This window comes from Nonomuraea sp. LPB2021202275-12-8 (genome assembly GCF_037044575.1).
In the GTDB taxonomy this organism is placed as follows: domain Bacteria; phylum Actinomycetota; class Actinomycetes; order Streptosporangiales; family Streptosporangiaceae; genus Nonomuraea.
The window spans coordinates 85535-107955 of record NZ_JBAHWD010000005.1 but is presented as its reverse complement, the minus strand read 5'-3'; the positions used below and the strand labels follow the sequence as shown (position 1 = coordinate 107955).

The following is a 22421-nucleotide window of genomic DNA, read 5'->3' as shown; positions in this document are numbered from 1 at the left end:
GCGAAGTGATCGGCGAGGTGCCCGGTGACGGCCCATGCGGCGAACGGGCACGTTCGCCGGGACGTGGGCGTCAGCGGGCGACTCCCGGCACCGAAAGCTCCGGGACGAAGGGTCAGAAGGCGGCGGCCAGCGCGAGGGCGGCAGCGGTCTCGTGGCGGAGAACCATGATCAGAAGTGTGGCGACCAGCGTGGCGATGAGCAGCCAGCTGATCAGGATGATGACCGTCGAACGCTGAGGTTTGCGGACACCGGCGGGCCTGCCGCCGGATCTCGCCTCGCTGCGGCGCACCCGCTCGTTGAACGACTCGAGCCGGGCTACGAGTCTCGGATCGTCGTCGACGAGGTGCTGCTCAATCTGGGCCAGCATCCGCTCCTCATCCTGCGACCAGGCCATGGGTGCACCTCCGGAACGCAAGCTCTGTGCCGGTTTCCTGCCCAACCCTGAAGATCATTAGCCCCATGCTGACCATGTAATTGCCACGTGTTTTGGTTTGCGATCAACGTCGAACCTTTGTTCTAATCATGGCATGCGCTGGGACAACCTGCGTCTGGCCGACTCCGGCCGGGACGATCCGGCCGTGCCGCTGTTCGCCCGCGGCGCGGTCACCCGCACGTTCGACACTCCTGGGTTCCAGGGGATGACCTTCTACGAGATCCAGGCTCGATCGATCATCAACCGGGTCCCGGCCGCCAGCCGGGTGCCGTTCGAATTCACGATCAATCCCTACCGCGGCTGCGGCCACCGCTGCGTCTACTGCTTCGCCAGGAAAACTCACGAATATCTTGACCTGGACGCGGGGGCGGACTTCGACTCCAAAATCGTCGTCAAGGTCAACGCGGCGGAGCTGGCCCGCAGAGAGCTGGCCGCGCCGGGCTGGGGCGGGCGCCACGTGGCCATGGGCACCAACGTCGACTGCTACCAGCGCGCCGAGGGCCGCTACAAGCTCATGCGCGGCATCCTGTCGGCGCTGCGTGACGCGGCCAACCCGTTCTCGATCCTCACCAAGGGCACGCTGATCCTGCGCGACCTCGACCTGCTCACCGAGGCGGCCGACCGCGCCGAGGTGGGCGCCGCCGTGTCGGTGGGCTTCGTCGACCAGGACGTGTGGCGCTCGGTCGAGCCCGGCACCCCCGACCCTCGCCGACGGCTGGAGACCTGCGCCACCCTCAACGACAACGGCATCGCCTGCGGCGTGCTGATGGCGCCCATCCTCCCCTACCTCACCGACTCGCCCGCCCAGCTCGATCGCACCGTGCGGGAGATCGCCCAGGCGGGCGCCACCCACATCGCCCCCATCGTGCTGCACCTGCGGCCGGGGGCGCGCGAGTGGTGGCTGGCGTGGCTCTCCCGCGAGCACCCGCGGCTCGTGCCGCGCTACCTGGAGCTCTACGGCAGGGGCGCCTACGCCCCCAAGCCCTACCAGCACCGCATCGCCGCGCAGGTCAAGGACCTGGCCGCACGCCACGGCGTCGGCCGGGCGACCCCGGCCATGGCCCGCCGGCTTCCACCCCCGCCCATTCCCGATGAGAAAGCGCCGGAGCAGCTCACCCTGCTCTGACCGGCCGCCGCGACGGATGATCTGCCCACCGCCTCGCGAGCGACCTGCCCACCGCCATCGCGGGCGAACTGCCCCACCGCCTCGCGGGCGACCTGCCCCACCGCCTCGCGGGCGAACTGCTGAAGGCGGCGCAGGAGGCGTTCACCACCGGCCCGAACGCCTCCAGCCTCGCCGCCGCCGGACGATGAGGACGCATGCGAGGCTCCCGGACAGCAGCCTACGAGTTGGGCACCGGGGGTCACTCGGTTGGTAGCCATCGCCGAGAAAGGCGCTTCCGCACGCCAGCGAGCTGTGACCGTCCCAGCCCCAGGGGTTGGGGAAGAAGAACCCGAGGGCAGCGCCGCTCACCACAATGAGGACGCCGAGCACCCACCAGGCCCTGACCATAGCCGGTCACGCTAGATCAGCGGACGAGATGTCGCCAGTAGATGATCCTCGCGGCGACGGCGGGCCTAGATCATTTCGTCAGGACCCGCTTGGGTCAGGTCTCCACGCCAGAAGCAGAAGTCCGCCCCCGCGGTCACTCGCAGGCGTCGAATCAGACGGGCGCGAACAGGCGGTCGAGGTGGTAGTCGACCGCCGCAACCACCTCGTCCGGGGCGTAGTGGCCGATCAGGGCAGGGTTCACCATTCCCTGAGCGAAGGCGAACAGGATGGTCGCCTCCTGTAGCGGGTCGAGCCTCGCGGGGATCTGGCCGGCGGTCTGTGCGGCCCTGATCTGGTCGGCATAGAACGCCAGCACGTACGGCAATCCCGTACGCAGCAGGCCCGCCAGCAGGCTCGCGAGCGGGTCCAGGACGACCGACCTGGCGAGGAAGGCCGTGCCGACGCGAGCCTCGAAGCGGCGGTTGTCATCCAGCGGCAGCAGCTCCAGGATCCCGGTCCGCAGCAGAGCCCGAGGGGAGTCCTGGTCCGGAGCCGCGGCCACCCGGATGCTGATGCGCGTATTCAGATGCTGCAGGGCCAGCAGGAGCATCTCGTCCTTGGTGGCGAAGTAGTGCTGCACCATGCCCATGGACACCCCGGCTTCCGACGCGACCTCGCGGAGGCTGACGCCGTCCATCCCCTTCGCGTCGATGAGGCGGTGCACGGCCTCGGCGATGTGGCGCCGCCGTGCCTCATGGTCGACGATCTTCGGCATTTCCTTTTCTCCATGCGAGTGCATTGCAACACGGCACGGCGCCGTTTTACCATGCGAGTGCATTGTAACCGGACGGGGGCAGCCGACATGCGCGTGTTGATCATCGGGGTGGGCACGCGCGGTGACGTCGCTCCCTACACGGGCCTGGGCGTGCGCCTGCTCGCCGACGGGCACGAGGTGGCGATCGCCGCCCACGAACCTTACGCCGCCCTGGTGAGTGACGCGGGACTGGAGTTCCGGGACATCCCGGGAGATCCTCTGCCGCTGCTGCCCGCCGGCAAGGGCGGCCCCCGGGTCTCCATGGCGGACAAGGCCAGGATGTTCGCCGACTACAGCAGGCAGCTCACCGACGGCATCGTGGGGGCGGTCGGCCAGGGCGCCGACATCCTGCTCCTCAACGTGCCCGCCTCCGCCGGCTATCACGTGGCCGAGGCCATGGGGATTCCGAGCATGGGAGTGCACCTGCAGCCGATCGAGCCGACCGGCGACTTCCCCCCGGTCGTGGGCGCCTTCACCCGCTCGCTCGGCCGGTGGGGCAACCGTGCGTCGGCCCGGCTGGCGTTCGCCATGCCGTCACCCGCCCACGCCGGATCCGCGAAACGACTGCGGGCGGCGCTCGGCCTGGCGCCGATGAGCTCGTCGGCCGTGTATCGCCGCCGGGAGGCCACACGCTGGCCGGTTCTGCACGGCTTCAGCCCACTGGTGCTCCCGCGGCCGTCCGACTGGCGCGCGGGGCTGGAGGTGACCGGATACTGGTGGCCCGCGCCCCGATCCTGGCAGCCTTCCACGCAGCTGGGCGACTTTCTGGAGTCGGGGCCGCCGCCGGTGTTCATCGGCCTGGGCAGCCTGGGAGGCAGCCGCGCCGAGCGCTTCACGGACCTGGCCGTAACCGCGTTGCGCCGGGCGAAGCTGCGCGGCGTGCTTCAGACCGGCCTGGCAGGGCCCTCGGGCGACGACGTGCTCGGGGTGGGCGACGTGCCGCACGACTGGCTGTTCCGGCGCGTGGCCGCAGTGGCGCACCACGCCGGGTGCGGCACGACCGCGGCGGGACTGCGCGCCGGGGTGCCCGCCGTGGGCCTGCCCGCGATGGCCGACCAGCCACTGTGGGCGTCACGGCTGGCGGCGCTCGGCGTGGGGCCCGACGCGATCCCGCTGCGCCACCTGACCGCCGAACGGCTGGCCGACGCGCTCAAGGCCGCCGTCGACGAGCCCGCCTATCGCCTCAGGGCCGGCGAGCTCGCGCACCACCTCGCGGCGGAGGACGGCGTAGGGGCCGCGGCCCGGGCGGTGAGCAGAGTTCTCGCCGGTCAGTGAAGTGGCAGCCGGCTCTGGGTCCACCGGCTCTGGGTCCACTGGCTCTGGGTCCGCTGGCACCGGACACGAACGACAGGGGGCTCGAACGGCACCAGAAGGAAGTGCCCCCGCTTGGCGCACGGCAGCCCTGTCCGAGCCCACGGGAAGGGCGACTTCCGGCTGCTGTCACGCACTCAGATGACGCTATGTCATCTTTTGGTGACAGATGGGTATTAAGGGCATTGGTGCGCCAATCCGGCTCACATGTCCGTACAGGGGGGAAACACCATGGCCGAGACGAAGAAGAAACCCGGCGCGAAGTCCGGCAAGGCGAAGAAGCAGGCCATCAAGTCCAGCAGGCAGGCCAAGGACAGCAAGAAGGACGCCACGAAGCCCGAAGAGGCGTAATCGGGTGAAATGATCAGACAGCCGAGGGCCTGCCCCCCGGCTGTCTGATCGACCGTGGAGGGCCCAAATGTCGGGTTACCTGCGCTTTCCCGCCGTGTTCCGGGATGTCGTGGTGTTCGCCGCCGAGGACGATCTGTGGATGGTGTCCGCGCAGGGTGGGCGTGCGTTCCGGCTGACGGCGGGGGTCGCCGAGGCCGGCTATCCACGCATCTCGCCCCGCGGCGACCAGCTCGCCTTCGTCGGGCGCGACGAAGGGCCCGAAGAGGTGTACGTGATGCCGGCCGACGGGGGTGCCGCCCGGCGGGTGACGTTCCACGGGGCGCGCTGCACCGTCACCGGCTGGGATCCCAGCGGGCGCATCCTGTACGCGAGCGACCAGTCGCAGCCGTTCGAGGGGCGCAAGTGGCTGCACCGGGTGGAGCCCGGAGGCGTGCCGGAGCGGCTGCCGTACGGGCCCGCGAACTCGATCGCCCACGGCCCCGACGGCATGATCGTACTGGGACGCAACACGGCCGACCCGGCGCGATGGAAGCGGTATCGGGGCGGCACGGTCGGCGACCTGTGGATCGACCGGGAGGGCGGCGGCGAGTTCCGGCGGCTCGTCCGGCTCCCCGGCAACCTGGCCTCGCCCTGCTGGAGCGGCGGCCGCGTGTGCTTCCTGTCCGACCACGAGGGCGTCGGCAACGTCTACTCGTGCACGCCCGACGGCGGCGACCTGCGCAAGCACACCCATCACGACGACTACTACGCGCGCAACCTGTCCGGCGACGGCCACCGGCTGGTCTACCACGCCGGCGCCGACCTCTACCTGCTGGATCCCGGCGAGGAGCCGCGCAGGCTGGAGGTCCGGCTGGCCAGCTCGCGGACGCAGCGCAACCGCAGGTTCGTCGACGCCGACGACTACCTCGAGGGCGCCACGCTCAGCCCCGACGGCAGCGCGCTGGCCGTCACCGCCCGCGGTAAGGCGTACGGCATGGCGGGCTGGGAGGGGCCGGTCCGCCAGTACGGCGCGCCCGACGGGGTCCGCTACCGCCTGCTCACCTGGCTGAACGACGGCCGCCGCCTGATCGCCGCGGCCGCGGGCGACGACGACGAGGAGTCGCTGGTCATCCTGCACGGCTGCCGGACGCCGGCCTCGGGGGATGACAGTCCACGGACTGACAGCCCAGGGAGTGACAGCCCAGGAGATGACGGTCCCAGGGATGACGGCCTCGTACCCCACGGCCCCGGGGATGACGGCCCCACGCAGGACGCTCCCAGGGATGACGGTCTCGGGGAGGAGGCTGTCGGCAAGGTGGAGCAGGTGGCGCGGCTGGGACGCATCGTCTCCATGGTGCCCGACCCCGCCCACGATCGCGTCGCCGTCACCAACCACCGCCACGAGCTGCACCTCGTCGACCTGTCCACCCGCCGGTCCGTACTCGTGGAGGCCAACCCGTACGGCGCGCCGGAGGACCCCGCCTGGTCACGCGACGGGCAGTGGCTCGCCTACGCCAGCCCGCTGAACTCCCAGAGCACCGCCATCAAACTCCACCACCCGGAGACCGGCCGCAGCCTGGCCGCCACCGAGCCGCTCCTGCGGGACTCCCGGCCGGCCTTCGACCCGCAGGGCCGCTACCTGTACTTCATCGGCCAGCGCGTCTTCTCCCCCGCCTACGACCAGCTCCAGTTCGACCTGTGCTTCCCGCTCGGCACCCGGCCGTACGCCGTCGCGCTGCGCGCCGACGTGCCCGACCCGTTCGTGGCCCGGCCGCGGCCCCTGCACGACAAGGACGACGACAAGGACGACGACGGTGATCAGGACGGTGAGGACGGCGGGCCGGAGCCGGTGCGCGTGGACGTGGACGGGCTGACCCGCCGCATCACCGCCTTCCCCTTGCCGGAGGGGCGCTACGAGCGGGTCGCCGGGCTGAAGGGCAAGGCGCTCATCCTGGCCAGCCCGTTGGAGGGCGACAGCACCCTGCATCTGTTCGACTTCGACAAGGCCGCCAACGACACCTTCGCCGAGGGGGTCACCGATTTCGAGCTCGGCCGTGACGGCAGGACGCTGCTCTACCGCGCGGGCGCCCGGCTGCGCGTGGTGAAGGCCGACGAGCCGCCGGGTGACGAGGACGCGCCGGGCCGTGAGAGCGGCTGGATCGACCTGTCGCGGGTCAAGGTGTCGGTGTGCCCGGAGGCGGAGTGGCGGCAGATGTTCCGCGAGGCGTGGCGGCTGCAGCTGGAGCATTTCTGGACCGAGGACATGTCGGGGGTCGACTGGCCCGCCGTGTACGACCGCTACCGGCCGCTGGTGGAGCGGGTCACCACCCGCGGCGAGTTCTCCGACCTGCTGTGGGAGCTGCACGGCGAGCTGGCCACCAGCCACGCCTACGAGAGCGGCGGCGAGTACCGGCCCGGCCCCGACTACAGCCAGGGCAAGCTCGGCGTCGACTGGGACCATCGCGACGGCGTCTACCACATCGGCGCGATCGTCCGCGGCGATCCGTGGGATCCGCGCGCGACCTCGCCGATGAACCGGCTGGGCCTGGACGTGCGGCCGGGCGACGCGGTGCTGGCGATCAACGGCGCGCCGATCGGCGCCTCGGCCACTCCGAACGAGCGGCTGGTGAACCAGGCGGAGGAGGAGGTGGAGCTGACGCTGCGGCGCGGCGAGCGCGTCTTCGCCGTCACGGTGCGGGCGATCGCCGACGAGCGGCCGGGCCGCTACCGCGACTGGGTGAACCTCAACCGCGCCCAGTGCCACCAGCGTTCGGCGGGCCGGATCGGCTACCTGCACGTGCCGGACATGGGCACCGACGGGTTCGCCGAGTTCCATCGGGGTTTCCTGGCCGAGTACGACCGGCACGCGCTGATCGTGGACGTGCGGTTCAACGGCGGCGGCAATGTCTCGGCGCTGCTGCTGGAGAAGCTGGCCCGCCGCCGGCTCGGCTACGACTACCCGCGCTGGGGCGCCGCGGAGCCGTACCCGCCGGAGTCGCCGCGCGGGCCGCTGGTGGCGATCACGAACGAGTGGGCGGGGTCCGACGGCGACATCTTCAGCCACACCTTCAAGGTGCTGAAGCTGGGCCCGCTGGTGGGCAGGCGCACCTGGGGCGGCGTGATCGGGATCTGGCCGCGGCACCGGCTGGCGGACGGCACGGTGACCACGCAGCCGGAGTTCTCCTTCGCCTTCGACGACGTCGGCTGGCAGGTGGAGAACTACGGCACCGACCCCGACATCGAGGTCGACATCACCCCGCAGGACTACGCCGCGGGGGTGGACACCCAGCTGGAGAAGGCCATCGACGTGGCGCTCGGCCTGCTGGCGGACATACCCGTACACACTCCTGATCATTCGCATAGACCGCGCATGCAACCTTAGGCACCCTTGAGGCGTCTAAAGATCATAGGAGTGGAAAGCGCCACGGGGATGGACGGCGCACGCCACTCGAAGCTCCACAGCACGCCGGTGGTGAGAGGCCTTCTCGCCACCGGCTGCTTGTCATGGTCATTCGTCGGACGGCAGGGGGATCTTTCAGGTGCGGGCACTGGCGCGTAAGGGCAAGTCAGCGGTGGTCCGGCTCTACCGGGGCTACAACCGGCGCAAGGCGCGGCAGGCGCCGCCGCCTTCCACCCGGCAGGTGAAGATCCTGCTGCTGCACGCCAACGGCATGGGCGGCACGATCAGGACCGTGTTCAACCTGGCGGGCCATCTCGCCGACCGGCACGATGTGGAGATCGTCAGCATCCTCAAGGAGGCCGAGCAGCCGTTCTTCCCGATCGACCCGCGGGTGCGGTTCCGCTATCTGGACGACCGGCTCAACCCCGGCCCCGATCCGGTGCGGGCGATGCTGTCGAAGTTACCCAGCAGGCTCATCCCCAAGGAGGAGTCGGCCTACCACCGCTTCAACCTGTGGACCGACCTGAAGCTGGCCCGCTTCATCCGCTCCATGGACAGCGGCGTCCTCATCGCCACCCGCCCCGGCCTCAACCTGGCGGCGGCCCAGCTCGCGCTGCCGAGCGTCATCACCATCGGCCAGGAACACGTCGCCCTGCGCACGCAGCCGGAGCCGATCCAGGAGCTGATCAAGTGGCGTTACCGCCGCCTGGACGCCCTGGTCACCCTCACCAAGGCCGACCTGCGCGACTACCGCGAGGCCCTGACCAAGAAGCCCAGGAAGCTGGTCCGCATCCCCAACGCGGTGCCGCCCATGGGCGGCGAGGCGGCCAAGCTCGACGCCAAGACCGCCATCGCCGTCGGCAGGATGACCCGCATCAAGGGCTTCCACCGGCTCATCACCGCCTGGCAGCAGGTGGCCGAGGCCCATCCCGACTGGACGCTGCGCATCTTCGGCGCCGGCCCCCAGGAGGAGAACCTGCGCGCCCAGATCGCCGAGGCCGGCCTCGAAGGCAAGGTCATGCTGCCGGGGCCGACCTCCGACGTCGGCGCCGAGCTGGAGAAGTCCTCCATCTACGTGCTCAGCTCCCGCCACGAGGGCTTCCCCATGACCATCCTGGAGGCCATGGCCAAGGGACTGGCCATCGTCAGCTTCAACAGCCCGCACGGCCCCAAGGAGATGATCACCGACGAGGTCGACGGGCTGCTCGTCAAGCCGCGCACCAACGCCAACCTGGCCGCGGCCATCCTGCGGGTCATCGAGGAAGAGCCGCTGCGGCGACGCCTGGCCGCCGGAGCGCTGGACACCGCTCGCACCTACGACATCGCCACCATCGGCGCCCGCTGGGACACCCTGATCGACGACCTGCTCACCCGCCGCACGCGCCCTCGCGTCGTCGAGGCGGCCCCCGCCGGCGAGGACGCCGCGGACTCGAGCGGCACTCCCGCCACCGGAGACGCTCTGGTCATCGGGGACGCCTGGGTCAGACCTCCGACCCCGTTAACTCCACCGGCTCCGCGATGACGTCGACCAGCGCGCCGTTGCGATAGACCGTGATCGGCAGCGGCCGCCCGATCGCGTCGGCGAACATCAGCCGCTGCAGACTCTGCGCGTCGTCCACCGGGGTGCGGCCCGCGCTCAGCACCAGGTCGCCCGCCCGAAGCCCGGCCCGCCCCGCGGGCGAGCCGGGAATCACCTCCACCACCCGCAGCGCGCTGCCCTGCCCGGTACGCAGCCGCAGCGGCTCGGCCAGCGGCGCGGGCGAGGTGACCAGCCCCAGGAACGCCCGCCGCACCCGGCCGTCCCTGATCAGCGCCGCGATGATGGCCCGGGTCGTGCCGTTCACCGGCACGGCCAGGCCCACCCCCACCCCGGCCACCGCCGTGTTGACCCCGACCACCCGTGCCCGCGAGTCCGCCAGCGCGCCGCCGGAGTTGCCCGGGTTCAGCGCCGCGTCGGTCTGGATCACGTCCTCGATCAGCCGTACGGCGGAGCCGCTGCGGGCGGGCAGCGACCGGCCCAGCCCCGACACCACCCCGGCCGTCACGGACCCGGTCAGCCCCAGCGGATTGCCGACCGCCACCACGAGCTGGCCCACGACGAGCTCGTCGCTGTCGCCGAGCACCGCCGGCTCGGGCGTCGGCACCTGCGCCCTGATCACCGCCAGATCGGACAGCGGGTCCCGGCCGACCACCGTGAACCCACCGGACGTGCCGTCGGCGAACGCCACCGTGCCCGACCTGGAGGATCCGACCACGTGCGCGTTCGTCAGCAGGAACCCGTCGGCGGTGAACACCACGGCCGACCCGCTGCCCCGGCCGGCCCGCACACTGGCGACCTTCGGCTGCAGCTCGGCCGCGACGGAGGAGACGATCTGCGAGTAGGAGTCCACGGTCACAGCCTCCCCAGCACGGCCAGTGTTCCGCTTACATCATTACCCACCAAGTCAAGAATTGCTCAAGCCCGGAGGGAGTGACGGTATTTGCCGGGCGCGATGCCGTACTCGCGTTTGAAGGCGCTCGCGAAGGCGAACTCGGACAGGTAGCCGATGCGGGCGGCCACCTCGCTGAGCGGCGCGTCGGAATCGCGCAGCAGGCCGGCCGCGACGGTCAGGCGCCACCAGGTCAGGTACGTCATGGGCGGCCGGCCTGCCAGGGCCGTGAAGCGGCCAGCGAAGGCCGCCCGGGACAGGCCGGCCTGGACGGCGAGCGCCTGGACGGTCCAGGGGTGGGCCGGGTCACGGTGGATGGCGTGCAGCGCGGCGCCGACAGCGGGGTCGGCGATCGCCGCCGCCCAGCCGGTGGCCTTGGCCGGAGTGGCCGCCTGCGCGAAGCAGGCGCGCAGGATGTAGAGCAGCAGCATGTCGAGCAGGGCGGGCACGAGGGTGTCCGCCCCCGGGCGCGGGTTGCCGACCTCGTCGCCGAGCAGGCCGACGGCGGCGCGGAGTTCGGGGTGATGACCGGGCCGGACCGGCAGATGGATCACCTCGGGCAGGTCGCGCAACAGCGGGTGGGCGTGACGGAGGTCGAGCCGGTAACCGCCGCACAGGGTCACCGTGACCGGCCCGTCTCGCCCTCTGGAGTCGGAGACGAACAGCTCGGCGTCCTCCAGCGGGTCGCAGAGGGCCTCGGCCGGCGGCACTGACGGATCGTCGGCGAGGGCGTAACCGTGACCGTGCGGGAAGAAGACCACATCACCGGCTCCGAGCGCGACGGGATCACCGGAGGGCGGGATGAGCCAGCAAGACCCCTCCAAGATCACCTGAAAGCCTGCCGAACCGGGCGCAGAGGGGAAGCGCTGCCCCCAGGACCCATGCCAGGCGACGCGCGCCGAGCGGGCCTGTCCGGAGCGCACGAGGGCGATCACATCGCTGAGCACATCCATGCGGAGAACCTAACGCGAGACGATCGCGTATGAATCCCAGGCCATGGAGCATGGGTCTTCCTCCGCGCCATCCCTACGGTTGACCAGCAGTGGAACCTACGAAGGGAGTCAGCGGATGCCGCGACGAGTTCTGGTCACCGGAGCGACGGGGACGGTCGGCCGCCAGGTGACGGCGCAACTGCTGGAAGCCGGCGCCGAGGTGCGCGCCCTGACCCGGAGCCCTGTCGGGGGCGTGCGCGGCGACCTGTCCAGACCTGATTCCCTGCGTACCGCCGTCGAGGGTGTCGAGGCCGTGTTCCTGGTGTGGCCGTTCGCCTCGGCCGAGGGACTGGAGGCGGTGCTGGCGGTGGCGGCCGAGAGCGCCCGCCGGGTGGTCTACCTGTCGTCGGCGGCCGTGCGTGACCACGAACGGCGGGCCGAGCGGCTGATCGAACGGTCCGGGCTCGAATGGACGATCCTGCGCCCGCACGCCTTCGCGGCCAACACCCTGCGCTGGGCCGAGCAGATCCGCGCGTCGGGGCTGGTACGTGAACCGTACGGCTTGGCCGCCATGTCCCTCGTCCACGAGCGGGACATCGCCGCGGTCGCGGTGCGGGCGCTGACCCGGCCCGGCCACGCCGGCGCCGTCTACGAGCTGACCGGGCCGCACTCGCTGACCCAGGCCGAACAGGCCCGCATCATCGGCGAGGCGGTCGGCCGCCCGGTGCGCTGGGAGGAGACCTCCCCGCAGGACGCCCGGCGGCAGATGCTCGCCCGGGGCTGGCCACCCGAGGCCGTCGACGGCATCCTGCGTGCCCAGAGCGAGATGACCACCGGCCCGGCGCCGGTCACCACCACCGTGCAGCAGGTCACCGCGGACCCGGCACGTACGTTCGGCTCCTGGGCGGCGGAGCACGCCGGCGCCTTCCGCGCCGAAGAGGCCGGCTGACCGCGCGCCCCCTACAGCGCGATCCAGTCCGTCACCACGTTGCTGCCGCTGGCGGGACGGCACTGCAGCCGGAACGCCTGCGCCGGCGCCGGCCGGAACACGAAACACCCCGACTCGTCGATCACCGACATGACCACGTCACCCGTCACCAGGTGCGTGTAAGCCGTCCCCGCCCGGGCAGGCACCACCTGTCCCAGCAGCGCCTCATGCCCCACCTCCAGCTCGATCGTCAACTCCCCCGTCGCGAAGATCAGCGCCCGCAACGGCGCGTGCTCCGCGCTCCTCGTCGCCGCCGCCGACTCCACCGCCGAGTCGTACGTCAAAGCCGCCAGCTCCGCGTCGATGTCATGCCAGCAGAACATCGCCTTACCGGCCGCCACGAACTCCTCCGGCACCTCCTCGGCCGCCCTGCGCGCCTGCGTCACAGCGGCCAGGAACCGATCGTCGTCACTCCACCACGGCGTGGCCATGCCGCTCGCCTCCTTCCTGGGTCTCCCGTTCGGACCTGATCAAGGCGGCCACCGCCGGGGACCGGCGCAACTTGGCCAGGCACCGCGCCCGCGTCGGCCCGATCGCGCCGACCGCCATCGACAGCTTCGCGCTGATGTCCGTGTACGGCACCGGAGGCTGGCGCATCAGCATCGACAGCAACTCCTGGCAACGTTCGTCCAACTGCCGGAACCCCGCGATCAACGCCGCGTTCCGCTCCGTGTCGATCAACTCCTGATCCAGCGCCGGCGCCCCGGCATCCACCAGCACATCGGCGTCCACCTGCAGGCTCAGCCGCTGCTGGCGCTCGGCCCGGTGGGCCCACCTCAGACACTCACGCCTGGTCGCCGTCGCCAGCCACCCCGGCAGCGCCGCCGGCTCACGCAACCGCGGCAGCTGCTCCACCAGCGACAGCCACACCGACTGGCCCACGTCGTCGGCATCGGCCCGGCTGAGCCGGAACGCCTTGCAGATCGACCAGACCAGCGACGCGTAACGCTCGACGATCTCGTCCCATGCGTCCTTGTCACCGCCCCTCGCCCGTACCACCAAAGCGACGACCGATGGATCGTCTCGCATGTCCGTGTGCTCCCTTCCCGGCACGACCCACCCAGCAAGGGTGAACGCAGATGCGCGGTGCGTCCAGGCGTGACGCTTCATCGGACGGCTTGAGCACGGAAGAACAGGCGAGGTCCGGGCCATGTCGTCTCTTCACTGCTCGGCAACGGCGGTCACCCTGACGGAGCGGCCGGACCGCGCGTTGATACCTCACCGGCCGCACCTGACGAACGTCACGTGTATCAAACTCGGGCCGCCGCACTCCTAAAGGCGTAGGTAATCACCCGGGGTGGCCTACCGGGCGCACGGGCGCGGGCACGGGGGCCCCGCGTCCGGTAGCCCGTCGCCGCTCCAACGGCCGGCTCACGCCTGCCCGCACGGGAACAGCACCCTGCCCACCCCGGCGACCTCCTGCGCCGAGGCCAGCACGGCCGCCTTCGCGTCCTGGGCCGACTCTCCCGTCTGCGCCATCCGCGCCGCGATCAGCCCCGCCACCAGCGGCGCCGCGAACGACGTCCCATCCCACCGGGCCATCCCGGAGAAGTTCTGCACCGCAGGCATCTTCGGCGGCTCCCGGTAGGTGTACTCGCCGCTGGCATAGGCGTTGACGTGCCCCTCGCCCAGCGCGTACACCTGCACCCAGTCGCCGTAGTTGCTGAACCACGCCCGATGCGCCTGATCCGGGCCGAGCGCCCCCACAGACACCGCCCAGTCGTAGGCCGCCGGATAGAACGGCCGGTCCGTCGCGTCGTTCCCCGCCGCCGCCACCAGCACCACGTCCGGATGCGCCTGCTGGAACGATTCGAAGCCGAGCGACGACCAGTTCTCGCGCGTGTAGGTGCCCGCCGACAGGTTCACCACGTCCGGCGCGGGACTCCGGGCGACCAGGGCCTCCAGCTTGGCGATCATCACGTCTTCCAGCTCCGCGCCCGACGCCGAGAAGTGGTCGACGATCGCCACCGAGGCCGACGGCGCCATGCACTTCGCCACCCCGGCCACGAAGGTGCCGTGCCCGGCGAACGGCGGGATCCGCGGCAGCCCGCTGATCGGCGAAGGCGGATCCAGCGTCTCCAGATCCCCGCCCACGTCGCTCAGCCACGGATGGACGAGCGGATCCAGCCCCAGCCAGCCCGTGTCGCTCACGCCGATCCGCACCGCCCGGACCACCTCCCCGGCCGGGCATGGCGGCGGCCACGGCTGATCCGGCGCCCCTGCCGGGACCTCCGGCTCGGTCCCCGGGCACAACCGGCTGATGTGCATCACGTGCACCGGCGAGGCCACCGGCAGCCGCTCCCGCTCCTCGTCCGCCCGCCGGGGTTCGCGCCTGTCGATGACCTCCAGCGCCTCCGGCACCGTCATCGCACCGCCCGCCACATCGTCCAGCGACAGGACCACCAGGTCCCCCCGGCCCCGGTCCTCCATCCGGCGCACCCCCGGCAGCGCCCCCTGGATCCGATCCATGTTCTCGCCCCGGTCCAGCGTCAGCAGGCGGCCCACCTCATACAGGTAGTCGACCTCGCCCGCGGGAGTGTAGGCCGCCTCCACCCGCACTCTGCGCGCCGCGAAGGCGTCCTTGATGATCCGGAACTGAGCGTCGAACACCGCGTCCATGTAGTGCCTCTCCCAGGCGTCGCTGACTCGGATCAGGCTGCTTCCCCATCCCTATATCGACACGGGGTTGCGAGCGCTACAGCCGATCGTCAACGCTCAGAACATGCCGGCGGACCCCGAACCCCTCCCGACGACCACGGCGGAGCTGCTCCCCCTCGCTCTGTCGCGCCCCCACGAAGCCCTCGAAAGGGCGCGCGACCTGCTGTCGGGCAACCCGCCTCCCCTAGCCGCCTCCGTCGCCCGCCAAGCCGTCGGCATCGTCCTGCGCGAGTTCGGCGACATCGACGCCGCCGTACAGGAACTTCGGACCGCCCGCCGCCTGGCCCGCCGATCCGGCTCCGCAGAACGCGAAGCCGACGTACAGGCCACCCTCGGTGTCGCGCTCGCGTTCGCCGGCCGCACCACCGCCGGCCGCAACGCCCTCGACGCCGCGGTCCGGCAGTCGGCCGGGCAGCTCAACGGCCGCATCCTGCTGCGCAGAGGCGGTGTCCTGCTCACCCTCGGCCACCATCACGACGCCCTGGCGGACCTCAACAACGCCATCACCGCCCTGCGCGCCGCGGACGATCCCATCTGGGAAGCCCGCGCCCGCACCGAACGCGCCACCTGCAATCTCGCGCTCGGCTCCATCGCCAGGGCCGCCACCGACCTGGCCCGCGCCGAAGACCTCTTCAACACCACCGGCCAGGAACTCGAATCAGCCGACGCCATCGTCCACCGCGGCGTCCTCGCCCTGCGCATCGGCGACCTGCCCGCCGCTCTGCTCTGCTTCGACCAGGCCGCCGAACGGTTCGACAAGCTCGGCACCCCCGACCCCCGGCTCAGCATCGAACGCTGCGCGGCCCTGCTCGCCGCAGGCCTCCCACAGGACGCCCTCGACGAGGCCCACACCGCCGTCACACAGCTCGAACGCATCCACGGCCAGCCCACGAAGAAGGCCGAACTCCTGCTCACCGCCGCCAACTGCGCCCTGGCCGCCGGACGGCCCGGCGACGCGCTGGACCACGCCACCCAGGCCGCCGACCTGTTCGACCGGCAGCACCGCCACTGGTGGCGCGCACACGCCCGCCTCGTCGAAGTACGCGCCCAGCTCGCCGCCGGGACCACGGGCACCCGCCTGCTCCGCCAAGCCGAACAGTGCGCCCGTGAACTCGCCACCCTCTCCTCCCCCGACCTGCCGCTCGCCCACCTCATCGCCGGGCGCCTCGCCCTCGCCCTCGGCGACAGCGCGCTCGCCGCCGGCCACCTGGCCACCGCCGCCCGCGGCCGCCGCCGCGGCCCGGCGCTCTCCCGCGCCGTCGCCTGGCTCGCCGAGGCACTGCGCGCCGAAGCCGCTCACGACCCCGCCCGGCTCATGCGCGCCTGCCGCCGCGGCCTGCAGGTCCTCGACCAGCACCGCGCCACCCTCGGCTCCAGCGAGCTGCGCGCCCAAGCCAGCGCGCACGGCGCCGAACTCGCCGCACTCGGCCAGCGCCACGCCCTGCGCCTCGACCGACCCCGGCTCCTGCTGTCCTGGAGCGAACGCTGGCGCGCCACCGCCCTGGCCGTCCCCGCCGTCCGCCCGCCCGACGACGAACGCCTCCAGGCCGAACTCGCCGCCATCCGCGCCGTCACCAGCAACCTCGCCCAGGCGCGCGCCGGCGGCCTGCCCACCGCGCACCTGTCCGCCGAACAGCGCCGCCTGGAACGCGCCGCCCGCTCCAGAGCCCTGCACGCCCACGGCCACGACGCCGCGGCCACCCCCGGCTGCGACGTCGACGCCCTCCTCGACGAACTCGCCGACGGCCGCCTGCTCGAACTCGTCGACGTCGACGGGCACCTGCACGTCATCGTCTGCGGCTCCGGCGCCATCCGCCGTTACCCCGCGGGACGCACCGAACAGGCAGCCCGCCACATCGACCTCGCCCGCTTCACCCTCAGCCGGCTCGCACACGGCCGCTCCGCCCTGACGCCCGCCGAACTCCTCACGCAGCTCGAAAGCCTCGGCCACACCCTCGAGCAGGCCCTGCTCGGCGACGCCGTCCACCACCTCGGCGACCGGGACGTCACCATCGTTCCGCCTGGCCGCCTGCACGCCGTCCCCTGGGCGCTGCTCCCCTCGCTGCGCCACCGCCCCCTCAGCGTCGCCCCCTCGGCCAGATCCTGGCTACGCGCCCGCCACACCGGCACCCCCGGGCACGGCCGCGTCGTCCTCGTCCGCGGCCCCGGCCTCGCCTCGCAAGGAGCCGAAATACGTGACGTCACCACCGAATACCCGGCGCCGATCGTGCTCGGCGAAGGCTCCGCCACCGTCGGCCGCGTCCTGCGCGCCATGGACGGTGCCCGCCTCGTGCACATCGCCGCACACGGCACCTTCCGCGCCGACAGCCCCCTGTTCTCCGCCCTGCGTGTCGACGACGGCCCCCTCACCGTGTACGACCTCGAACGGCTCAATCGCGCCCCCGGCCAGGTCATCCTGTCAAGCTGCGACTCCGGCCTGACCGCCCCCACCGGCGCCGACGAACTCCTCGGCCTGGCCAGCTCCCTCATCCAGCTAGGCACCACCGCCATCGCCGCCAGCGTGGTACTCGTCAACGACGTCGCCGCCGTCCCCCTCATGATCGCCCTGCACCGGAGGCTCCGCACCGGCGCAGGCCTCGCCACCGCCCTGCGTGACGCCCGTCTCGACACCGCCGGCGACCCTGTCGCCACCGCCACCGGCCTGGCGTTCGTCTGCCTCGGTGCCGGATGACCACCAACCGGAACACAACCCTCACCGTGTCGACAACCTCCCACAAGGGAACCTCTCTAGAGAACCCCCACACACCCCCCGGAGGCGTGCTTGAGCACGAAGGACGCCGTCGCCATCCTCGCCGGAGCCGCGCTCGTCATCGGCCTACTCAACACCGCCAAGAGCACCCCGGCCGCCACCGCGGCCAGCCCACTCGGCAACGCCAGCGGCACCCTGCCCGGCCTCGCCCCTATCACCACGAACCCCGACAAGACAGCCGCCCGCAGCCTCATCAAACGCCTGCGCGTCGCCGGACGCGGCCCCAGCACCGGCTACAGACGCACCCGCTACGGCGACAACTGGGCCGACAACGCCACCGGTGTCCCCTACGCCCGCAACGGCTGCCGCACCCGTGACGACCTCCTCGCCCGCGACGGACACAACATCCGCTACCGCAAAGGCTCGACCTGCGAAGTCATCGCCATGGACCTCAACGACCCCTACACCGGCCAGATCATCGACTGGCGCAAGAGCGACGCCGACGAGGTCCAGGTCGACCACGTCGTCCCCCTCGCCTACAGCTGGCGCATGGGAGCCGCGCGCTGGACCAGGACCAAACGCCTGGACTTCGCCAACGACCCGCTCAACCTGCTCCCGGTCCACGGCCGCGCCAACGAGCAGAAGGACGCCTCGGGACCCGCCGGCTGGCTCCCCCCGCAACGCCGCATCCGCTGCGCCTACGTCACCCGCTTCGCCCAGGTCGCCGCCAAGTACGACCTGCCCGTCACCCGCGCCGACAAGAACGCCATGCTCACCCAGTGCGCCGGCTAGCGCGGATCCATCCACGAGAACCCGTTGACGAACGTCCGCTCCGCCAGCACCCGCTGCCCCGCCGCGTTCGGATGGAAGTAGTCCCACCGGCTCACATGATCCAGCGTGAACGGGAACGCGAACACCGCGCCCCTGTCAGTGCGGCACGACGCCCCCAGCGACGCGCACGCCCCCGCCGCCTCCCGGTTGTAGGCCATCACCCTCGCCCGCACCCGCGCCCGCCGATCCATGTCGGCCCGCTTCATCGACGCCGGCCTGGCCAGCATCGTCGGGCAGATCCGCCCCACCGTCCAGAACGTCCGCGCCAGCGCGTTGCCCTTGCCCACCTGCCACAGCCTGCGCAGATCCGGAACGCTCGACAGGAAGACCCGGACCTGCGGCAACCCCGCCCGCAGCGCCGACAGCGCCTCGTCCAGCCGACGCCGGTAGACCGCCACCGGCGTCATCTCCCCCTCGGAGGGCTTGCACGCGTCCTGAGCCCCGACGAGCACCGTCACGTAGCCGGCCTTCGCCTCGACCGCCTGCCGCACCTGCCCCAGCAGGTTCGCGCTCGTCGCCCCCGGCACCGCGAAGTTGCGGTTGTGCCCCTTGATCGACGACCCCAGCCGCAGCAGCCGCACGTAGTGGCTGCCCACCTCCGCGTGGTCGCCGGCGGACCATGATCGTGACGTGCACGACACGTACCAGCCACAGCTGTTGAACCCCGCCGAGATCGAGTCCCCCAGCGCCGCCATCACCTCCGGCACCGGCTCCACCGGGGCGGCCTGAGCACTGCCGGAACCGGCGAGGACAACGACGGCGGCCACGACAGGCCCCAGACGGCGAGCGATCATGGCCCCAAGGTAGGCAGCGCGCCACCACCCCACCATGACCTCAGGGCGACGCCTGCCATCTCAGGACCGACTTCATATCCCCGCTTGACGCCCCCGAGCCGATCAGGTTGCCCCGATAGTGGCCTAACGTCAGCGTTTTTCCAGGAGCATGAACCGCAACCGGCCATACACGGGGGTCCCAGTCGAACGTGTTCAGTTCCCGCATAGAGTGTCTCGGGTGAGTGTCGCGCTCGGAACAACCCGCCCGCTACCGGTTCGCACCACCCCCATCCGCGACCCCGGTAACCTGCTGGCCTCCCTCCCCAGGACCGCGCCCTACGCCTGGATCAGGCACGGCGAAGGCCTCGTCGGCTGGGGACAGGCCGCCCGCACCGACATCCCCCCAGGCCGGGACCGCTTCACCTGGGCCCGCGAGTGGCTCGCCACCGTCTTCGCCGACGCCCACATCAACGACACGGTCCAGACCCCCGGCAGCGGTCCCGTCGCCTTCGGCACCTTCACCTTCGACGAGCGCTCCACCGGCTCCACCCTCGTCGTCCCCCAGACCATCCTGGCCCGCAAGAACGGCCGCGCCTGGCTCACCACCATCGGCGAGACCCCGCTCGAGACCTTCACCCCCATACTCGACCCCGGCCGCGTCAGCTACGGCGACGGCAGCCTCACCGCCCCCGCCTGGGAGCACGTCGTCGCCCGCGCCGCGCGCCGCATCCGCAGCGGCGAGCTCGAGAAGGTGGTCCTCGCCCGCGACCTCCTCGCCACCGCCGAGCACCCCATCGACGTCCGTCTCCTGCTCCTGCGCCTGGCCCGCCGCTACCCCGAGTGCTACACCTTCTCCGTCGCCGGCCTCGTCGGAGCCACCCCGGAGCTCCTCATCCGCCGCACCGGACAGGAGATCCAGTCCCTCGTCCTGGCCGGCACCACCCCGCGTGGCACCAGCGACGCGGACGACCTCACCCGCGGCGCCGCCCTGCTCGCCTCCGCCAAGGACCGCCACGAGCACGAGTGCGCGATCGACTCGGTCCGCCACACCCTCGCGCCTCTCTGCGCCTCGCTGCACACCCCCGACGAGCCGGAGCTCCTCGTCCTGCCCAACGTCCAGCACCTCGCCAGCCACGTCAGCGGCCGTCTCGCCGACGGCGCCTCCGTCCTCGACGTCGTCGCCGCCATGCACCCCACCGCGGCCGTCGGCGGCACCCCGACCCACAAGGCCATCGACGTCATCCGCGAGCTCGAAGGAATGGACCGCGCGGGCTACGCCGGCCCCGTCGGCTGGATCGACGCCCACGGCGACGGCGAATGGGGCATCGCGCTCAGGTCCGGCATCATCGAGGGCCGCCGCGCCCGCCTGTTCGCCGGCGGCGGCATCATGGGCGACTCCGACCCCGCCTCCGAGCTCGCCGAGGCCCAGGCCAAGTTCCGCGTCATGCAGTACGCGCTGGAAGGCTGAGCGCTCACCCCGGTACGTGAACCTCCCCGCCCACGTCCACCCTGGCCCGCCCCGCCGTCAGGGACGCCGCCCACTCCCCGAACGCGGCCACCTCGTCCTCGCCCACGGCCACCACGAAGTCCACCGCCGCGCCGTAGGCGACCTCCCGGACCGCGTACCGGGAGGCCCTCAGGTCGTTCTCCACGCGCCCCGCCTGATCGTGGGCCACCGAGACCCGCACCAGCCTGGCCGGCACCATCCGCACCGCCTCTACCCGGTCCAGCGTCTCCGTCACCGCTGACCCGTACGCCCGCACCAGGCCGCCCGCGCCCAGCAGGATCCCGCCGAAATAGCGCGTCACCACCGCGACCACGTGGTCGAAGCCCCGGCCGGCCAGCGCCTGCACCATGGGAGTGCCCGCGGTGCCGCCCGGCTCCCCGTCGTCGTCGCCCTTCCGCAGACCGCCGACGAGGTAGGCGGTGCAGTTGTGGGTGGCCGAGGCGTGCAGGCGGCGGCGATCGGCGATGAAGGCGGCCGCTTCCCCCGCCGTCTCGACGGGTGCCACCGCGCAGACGAAGCGCGAGCGCCGGGCCTCGGTCTCGTGCTCGACGGGGGTCTTCAGGGTGAGGTACGGCGACGGCACCCGACCAGGCTAGTGCCTTTACTTTGTAGATTAAGAACTGGGGCTCCGCGCCGGGTTGCGCTCCATGAACCGTATGCTGTACGGTACAGCGTACCGAACATAATGGAGGATCACGCTTGAACGACATCCGGCCCTTCCGCCTCGAAACCGCCCAGGCCGACCTCGACGACCTGCGCGCGCGGCTCGACCGGGTGCGCTGGCCCGACGAGGTCCCCGGCCTCGGCTGGGATCACGGCGTGCCGCTCCCCCACCTGAAGGAGCTCGTCGCCCACTGGCGGGACGGCTACGACTGGCAGCGCGCCCAGGACGAGCTCAACCAGCACGACCAGTTCGTCACCGAGATCGACGGCCAGCGAGTCCACTTCCTGCACGTGCGCTCCGCCGCCCCGGGCGCGCTCCCCCTGCTGATCACACACGGCTGGCCCAGCAGCCCGGTGGAGTACCTCGACGTCATCGAGCCGCTCAGCCGCGACTTCCACCTCGTCATCCCGTCACTGCCCGGCTACGGCCTGTCCGGGCCGACCACGGAGACGGGCTGGGGCTCCACCCGCATCGCCCACGCCTGGCTGGAGCTCATGACCAGGCTCGGCTACGACCGCTTCGGCGTGCAGGGCGGCGACTGGGGCACCTGGATCTCCCGCGAGGTCGGCGTCCTCGCCCCGGAGCGGGTCGCCGGCATGCACGGCAACGGCATCATCTGCTTCCCCATCGGGGCGCCCGGCGAGCTCGACGGCCTCACGCAGGTCGAGCAGGAGCGCATGGCCTTCCGCGAGCGCTACCTGACCGAGCAGTACGGCTACAAGCTCATCCAGTCGACCCGGCCGCAGACCTTCGCCTACGGCATGGCCGACTCCCCCGTGGCTCTGCTGGCCTGGTTCGCGAGCGTCTATCACGAATGGAGCGACGGCGACGTCGACACCGACCGCCTGCTCACCACCACGATGATCTACTGGCTGACCAACACCGCAGGCTCGGCCGCCCGTTCCTTCGTCGAGACGCCCGACACCGACCAGGACACCAGCGTCGAGTGGGAACTCACGGCCGCCACGGTGCCGACCTCGGTCTCCGTCTTCCCCAAGGACATCCTGCGCCCGATCCGGCGCTTCGCCGAGCGCGACAACAACATCGTCGGCTGGGTCGAGCACGACCGCGGCGGCACGTTCGCGGCGCTGGAGGAGCCGGAGGCGTTCGTCACCGACGTGCGCGCCTTCTTCACCAGCCTCGGCTGAG

18 protein-coding genes are annotated in these 22421 nt (G+C 71.6%); 9 read left to right on the top strand and 9 right to left on the bottom strand.

Annotated features, from left to right (window positions below; translation table 11 throughout):
• Window positions 1-112 precede the first annotated feature (112 nt).
• Window positions 113-394: a DUF3040 domain-containing protein gene (locus V5E28_RS11395; RefSeq protein ID WP_336206613.1), complete on the bottom strand. Its 282-nt coding sequence runs from the start codon at window positions 392-394 to the stop codon at window positions 113-115.
• 133 nt (window positions 395-527) lie between these two features.
• On the opposite strand from V5E28_RS11395, the gene V5E28_RS11390 reads away from it, so the two are divergent.
• Window positions 528-1559, top strand: a complete 1032-nt coding sequence (locus V5E28_RS11390; protein ID WP_336206611.1) for an Rv2578c family radical SAM protein — start codon at window positions 528-530, stop codon at window positions 1557-1559.
• 538 nt (window positions 1560-2097) lie between these two features.
• On the opposite strand, the gene V5E28_RS11385 is transcribed toward V5E28_RS11390, so the two are convergent.
• The gene (locus V5E28_RS11385) at window positions 2098-2700 is read right to left on the bottom strand and encodes a TetR/AcrR family transcriptional regulator (protein WP_336206609.1); all 603 of its coding nucleotides are present in this window, start codon (window positions 2698-2700) and stop codon (window positions 2098-2100) included.
• A gap of 87 nt (window positions 2701-2787) precedes the next feature.
• Here V5E28_RS11385 and V5E28_RS11380 point away from each other — a divergent pair, with 87 nt between their 5' ends.
• The 3 genes from V5E28_RS11380 to V5E28_RS11370 all read left to right on the top strand — a co-directional run bounded on the left by V5E28_RS11380 (window position 2788) and on the right by V5E28_RS11370 (window position 9302).
• Window positions 2788-4014: a glycosyltransferase gene (locus V5E28_RS11380; RefSeq protein WP_336206608.1), complete on the top strand. Its 1227-nt coding sequence runs from the start codon at window positions 2788-2790 to the stop codon at window positions 4012-4014.
• A 454-nt stretch (window positions 4015-4468) separates the two neighbouring features.
• On the top strand, window positions 4469-7762 hold the full coding sequence (locus tag V5E28_RS11375; protein WP_336206606.1) for a S41 family peptidase: 3294 nt from the start codon (window positions 4469-4471) through the stop codon (window positions 7760-7762).
• 157 nt (window positions 7763-7919) lie between these two features.
• On the top strand, window positions 7920-9302 hold the full coding sequence (locus V5E28_RS11370) for a glycosyltransferase family 4 protein (protein WP_336206605.1): 1383 nt from the start codon (window positions 7920-7922) through the stop codon (window positions 9300-9302).
• On the opposite strand, the gene V5E28_RS11365 is transcribed toward V5E28_RS11370, so the two are convergent.
• Window positions 9262-10170 (bottom strand): S1C family serine protease, encoded by a 909-nt coding sequence (locus V5E28_RS11365; RefSeq protein WP_336206603.1) that lies wholly within the window; start codon window positions 10168-10170, stop codon window positions 9262-9264. The two genes, V5E28_RS11370 and V5E28_RS11365, sit on opposite strands and share 41 nt — an antisense overlap.
• Before the next feature lie 65 nt (window positions 10171-10235).
• Window positions 10236-11162, bottom strand: a complete 927-nt coding sequence (locus V5E28_RS11360; protein ID WP_336206600.1) for an AraC family transcriptional regulator — start codon at window positions 11160-11162, stop codon at window positions 10236-10238.
• 115 nt (window positions 11163-11277) lie between these two features.
• On the opposite strand from V5E28_RS11360, the gene V5E28_RS11355 reads away from it, so the two are divergent.
• Window positions 11278-12090 carry an NAD(P)H-binding protein gene (locus tag V5E28_RS11355; protein ID WP_336206598.1) on the top strand — a complete coding sequence of 271 codons (813 nt, stop codon included), beginning with the start codon at window positions 11278-11280 and terminating at the stop codon, window positions 12088-12090.
• Window positions 12091-12101: 11 nt separating this feature from the next.
• Here the strand turns inward: V5E28_RS11355 and V5E28_RS11350 are convergent, their stop codons facing one another.
• The 3 genes from V5E28_RS11350 to V5E28_RS11340 form a co-directional block, all read right to left on the bottom strand.
• The gene (locus V5E28_RS11350) at window positions 12102-12560 is read right to left on the bottom strand and encodes a hypothetical protein (RefSeq protein ID WP_336206597.1); all 459 of its coding nucleotides are present in this window, start codon (window positions 12558-12560) and stop codon (window positions 12102-12104) included.
• A complete protein-coding gene (locus V5E28_RS11345; protein ID WP_336206595.1) occupies window positions 12538-13158 on the bottom strand; it encodes an RNA polymerase sigma factor in 621 nt (206 codons plus the stop codon). The genes V5E28_RS11350 and V5E28_RS11345 overlap by 23 nt, the downstream gene beginning before the upstream one ends.
• A 342-nt stretch (window positions 13159-13500) precedes the next feature.
• A complete protein-coding gene (locus tag V5E28_RS11340) occupies window positions 13501-14748 on the bottom strand; it encodes a S8 family peptidase (RefSeq protein ID WP_336206593.1) in 1248 nt (415 codons plus the stop codon).
• A 103-nt stretch (window positions 14749-14851) separates the two neighbouring features.
• Here V5E28_RS11340 and V5E28_RS11335 point away from each other — a divergent pair, with 103 nt between their 5' ends.
• On the top strand, window positions 14852-17479 hold the full coding sequence (locus V5E28_RS11335) for a CHAT domain-containing protein (RefSeq protein WP_336206591.1): 2628 nt from the start codon (window positions 14852-14854) through the stop codon (window positions 17477-17479).
• Window positions 17480-17569: 90 nt separating this feature from the next.
• Window positions 17570-18289 carry an HNH endonuclease family protein gene (locus tag V5E28_RS11330; protein ID WP_336206589.1) on the top strand — a complete coding sequence of 240 codons (720 nt, stop codon included), beginning with the start codon at window positions 17570-17572 and terminating at the stop codon, window positions 18287-18289.
• On the opposite strand, the gene V5E28_RS11325 is transcribed toward V5E28_RS11330, so the two are convergent.
• Window positions 18286-19122 (bottom strand): SGNH/GDSL hydrolase family protein, encoded by an 837-nt coding sequence (locus tag V5E28_RS11325; protein WP_336206587.1) that lies wholly within the window; start codon window positions 19120-19122, stop codon window positions 18286-18288. The two genes, V5E28_RS11330 and V5E28_RS11325, sit on opposite strands and share 4 nt — an antisense overlap.
• 217 nt (window positions 19123-19339) lie before the next feature.
• Between V5E28_RS11325 and V5E28_RS11320 the strand changes: the two genes are divergently transcribed.
• Window positions 19340-20569, top strand: coding sequence for an isochorismate synthase (locus V5E28_RS11320; protein WP_336206585.1), 1230 nt, complete (start codon window positions 19340-19342; stop codon window positions 20567-20569).
• A 4-nt stretch (window positions 20570-20573) separates the two neighbouring features.
• Here the strand turns inward: V5E28_RS11320 and V5E28_RS11315 are convergent, their stop codons facing one another.
• Complete coding sequence (locus V5E28_RS11315; RefSeq protein ID WP_336206582.1) at window positions 20574-21191, bottom strand: IMPACT family protein; 618 nt, start codon at window positions 21189-21191, stop codon at window positions 20574-20576.
• A 116-nt stretch (window positions 21192-21307) separates the two neighbouring features.
• Here V5E28_RS11315 and V5E28_RS11310 point away from each other — a divergent pair, with 116 nt between their 5' ends.
• Complete coding sequence (locus V5E28_RS11310) at window positions 21308-22420, top strand: epoxide hydrolase family protein (RefSeq protein ID WP_336206580.1); 1113 nt, start codon at window positions 21308-21310, stop codon at window positions 22418-22420.
• Window position 22421: the final 1 nt, after the last annotated feature.